General features: G+C 37.7%; 3 protein-coding genes. All 3 read left to right on the top strand.

The annotated features are described in order from the left end of the window. The first annotated feature begins 233 nt into the window (after positions 1 to 233). A complete protein-coding gene (locus WOCAOBSORBRA_RS05805; protein ID WP_174516134.1) occupies positions 234 to 731 on the top strand; it encodes a hypothetical protein in 498 nt (165 codons plus the stop codon). 72 nt (positions 732 to 803) lie between these two features. Further along, entirely contained in the window at positions 804 to 1,967 is a 1,164-nt protein-coding gene (dxr, locus tag WOCAOBSORBRA_RS05800; protein ID WP_174516133.1) for a 1-deoxy-D-xylulose-5-phosphate reductoisomerase, read from the top strand. A gap of 491 nt (positions 1,968 to 2,458) precedes the next feature. Further along, the coding region (locus WOCAOBSORBRA_RS05790) for a PD-(D/E)XK nuclease family transposase (RefSeq protein ID WP_174516132.1) at positions 2,459 to 2,778 on the top strand (320 nt) is incomplete at its 3' end.

The raw sequence follows: 2,778 nt of genomic DNA, 5'->3' as shown, positions 1-2,778 counted from the left end.
AATATACAGACTTACAACTTTTGGTTGGTAATACCATAATGGAAATTTATCATTCATTTTAGAAAATACTATAGTAGCGGAATGACGAATTTGTCGTTTTTCAAATTGTCGTAAGTCAGTTTAGCTATATATAGGATGACAGAAATTGTTTGTATTAGCTATATTCAAAAGCTCTATTGATATTTTGCAATATTTGTGATAAAATAATAGCTTAAGGTTGAGAGTAAAAATTTATGAGTGAAGCTCAAGGTCCAAATATTGCAGAATGGCAAGCGCAGCAGCAACACCAAGAGGCTGCTGGTGAGAAAAGTGGTTTTGGTCTTGGTCATAGTGACTCTGTTTCAACAGTCGTGGATGGAATGAAATGGTTGTTCAACTTTCATGAAGGAGCAATTGCTGCTTATAGTAACGTGTTTGAAGGTTTGGTGAGTGGCAGTAGTCTAGTAACATTGTTTGGAAAGTCAGGTAATATGTTTGGCATAAAACTTCTTGAAGGCCTTGCAGAATATTTTTCAGGTGGAGGTGGGGAAGATATGCCATCAGAAGGAATGGATATGGCTCATGGTGATGAGGGACATCACTCAGATGATTACCCTCATGCCAATAACGAAATAGCTCATAATGCTGATGGTTTGCAAGACATGCATGATGCAGGTAATCACCATGGTCAATCTTTTTCACCTGGTCCTTCACCATCTGTTGGCGATGACCACGGACATGAACTTGGTTAAACACTTAAAAACTATTGAATAGTTGGAAGAAGGCCTAATAAGAAAAGTTGCTGTTGTTATGAGTTTGTCTTAGTGAAAAAGGTTTCAGTTTTGGGATCAACAGGAAGTGTTGGAAAAAAGACTGTAGATTTGCTCTCAAAGAGAAAAGAAGAATACCAAGTGGAAGCACTAAGTGCCCATTCGAACTTTGCTCTACTGGCACACCAAGCAAAACTGCTAAATGCAAAATATGTTGCTATCTCCGATGAAAGGTTTTACAAAGATTTGAAAGAAAATTTACTTGGTACAGATGTAAAAATAGCAATTGGTGCTACAAATATTGCTGCTATACCTGTTGATCTCTCAGTTGTTGCAATAGTTGGCATTGCAGGCCTTGGGCCAGTTATGGAAGTTATAGAAAGCGGTACCAAAGTCATTGCATTGGCAAACAAAGAAAGCATTGTTTGCGGTGGAAAGTTATTACTCAAAAAAGCTAAAGAAAAAAATGTACAAATAATCCCTATTGACTCTGAGCACAATGCAATTTTTCAAATTTTGCAAAATGACGACAAATGCGTAGAAAAGATCATACTTACTGCTTCTGGTGGACCATTCTTAAATTATAGCCTTGAGCAATTAAAAAATGTTATGGTAGATAAGGCGCTTAGTCACCCCACTTGGAATATGGGAAAGAAAATCTCGGTTGATAGCGCAACAATGATGAATAAGGCACTAGAGATAATAGAAGCACATAACTTGTTTAACATCAGCCCGGATAAAATTGAAGCAGTAGTGCATCCTGAGTCAATAGTACATGGAATTGTAACTTATAAGGATGGGTTCAACTTTGCTGTGCTTGCAGAAACTGACATGGCAATTCCTATTTCATATGCTCTATCTTGGCCGGAAAGATCAGCTTTAAATCGTAAATTAGATTTAACAAAGCAAGGAAAATTGACCTTTCAAGAACCAGACCATAAGCGTTTTCCTGCGTTAAAGCTTAGCATGGAAGTGTTAAACTCTTCTACTCCACAAACAAACAGTATTGTGCTCAATGCTGCAAATGAAATAGCTGTTAATGAATTTTTGAAGTCACGAATCGGCTTTTTAAAAATAGTAGAAGTAGTGGAATCAACAATGGAAAGTTTTAATAGTTATACTGATATTAATTCACTATCTGATATAATAAATATTGATTGTGAAAGTCGTGTTATTGCTCACAAAATTGTTGAAAGTAAAGTTGTTGCGTATAGCTAGAGTAATGTAACCAGACTGCATTCTGTGATTTTTAGCAAAACACGATACACAATCGTCATTCCGCTACTTGTTAGCGGAATCTATGCTAAGATACCGCGGCGGTATGACGGTTCGCGGCGGCATGACGATAAGCTCGTCATCCCGCTACGTGTTAGCGGCTAAGAGATACCGCGAATGAATCGCGGTATGACGGTTAAGTAGGGTGTCATCCCAGTGCCCAGACACTGGGATCCAGGAAAATTGATTGTAAACGAGCAAACATTTTCGATAAAATTACCAAAAAGCTAGATCCCAGTGTCAAGCACTGGGATGACAGGGGAGGGAGGCTACTGGGATCCTGACAACCGTCATCCCGCTACGTGTTAGCGGCTAAGAGATACCGCGGCGGTATGACGGTTCGCGGCGGCATAGCTATAGCTATCTTCAAAAATATGGTTGAATAGTTGCTAATAATAGTGTATAATTATTAATCTTTTCTCAGTATTTTTACTATGGCTCTTTCTAAATTTCTCGATCCAAAGTTAGATTTAACATTTAAGAAAATCTTTGGCACTGAAAAAAATAAGAATATTCTTATCCATTTTTTAAACGATATTTTAGGATGTACTGAAGTCAACACTATACAAGAAGTAGAATTCTTAAGCACCATTATGGACCCTGAAATTGCTTCTGATAAACAAAGCATTGTTGATGTTCTTTGCAGGGATTCTAGTGGGAACAGGTATATAATTGAGATGGTGCGACCTGAAAGCCTTCGGTCATATTGTTTAAAAGGAGAGGAATTCATTCAGAAAGAAACTGAAAGGATTCT

Origin of the sequence: Wolbachia endosymbiont of Cardiocondyla obscurior (assembly GCF_902713635.1) — a bacterium.
GTDB lineage: Bacteria > Pseudomonadota > Alphaproteobacteria > Rickettsiales > Anaplasmataceae > Wolbachia > Wolbachia pipientis.
This window is presented reverse-complemented; position numbering and strand designations above follow the sequence as displayed.